The following is a 658-nucleotide window of genomic DNA, read 5'->3' on the forward strand; positions in this document are numbered from 1 at the left end:
CTCGCGGTTTTCCCGGTGGTTCTGTACCATGCAGGCATCGCTGGCTTTGGCGGCGGCTTTGTCGGCGTCGACGTATTTTTCGTGATCTCGGGCTACCTGATGGCGGCGGTGATCATCGGAGAGCTCGACAGGGGCGAATTCAGCCTTCTGCAATTCTATGAACGCCGAGTTCGCCGGATATTCCCTGCGCTCTTTGCGATGATTGCCGCATCGGCGGTGATGGCATGGTTCGTCTTCATGCCGGTCGAATTCACATATTTTGCACGAAGCCTGAAGGCGACGGTGCTATTCATCTCGAACATTCGCTTCCAGCGCGAGGTTGGTTATTTCGACATCGAATCGCAATTGAAGCCGCTCCTTCATACCTGGTCGCTAGCCGTCGAGGAGCAGTTCTATATCGTCTTCCCTATTGCCGTGGTGCTGATAGTCAGGTTCTTCCGACGGTATCTGGCGCTCATTCTTCTGGCGACGCTTGCAGCGTCCTTGATTGCAAGCACCTGGGCGGTGCACTACGCACCAGAAAAGGCATTCTATCTTGCGCAATACAGGGCATGGGAATTGCTGCTCGGTGCCGTCCTCGCCCTAAGCCTGATACCGCGCCCGACCCAAAGGCTCGCGCGGGAAGCCATGGCCGGAACCGGCGTCGTGCTGATCGGCG

General features: G+C 57.3%; 1 protein-coding gene. It reads left to right on the top strand.

Features of this window, described 5'->3' with window-relative positions; all coding sequences use genetic code 11:
- Positions 1 to 15 precede the first annotated feature (15 nt).
- Positions 16 to 658, top strand: a 643-nt coding sequence (locus C7I85_RS30250; RefSeq protein ID WP_245445174.1) for an acyltransferase family protein, incomplete at its 3' end; no start/stop codon positions are given.

The sequence above is a fragment of the Pseudaminobacter soli (ex Li et al. 2025) genome, assembly GCF_003012705.1.
In the GTDB taxonomy this organism is placed as follows: domain Bacteria; phylum Pseudomonadota; class Alphaproteobacteria; order Rhizobiales; family Rhizobiaceae; genus Pseudaminobacter; species Pseudaminobacter soli.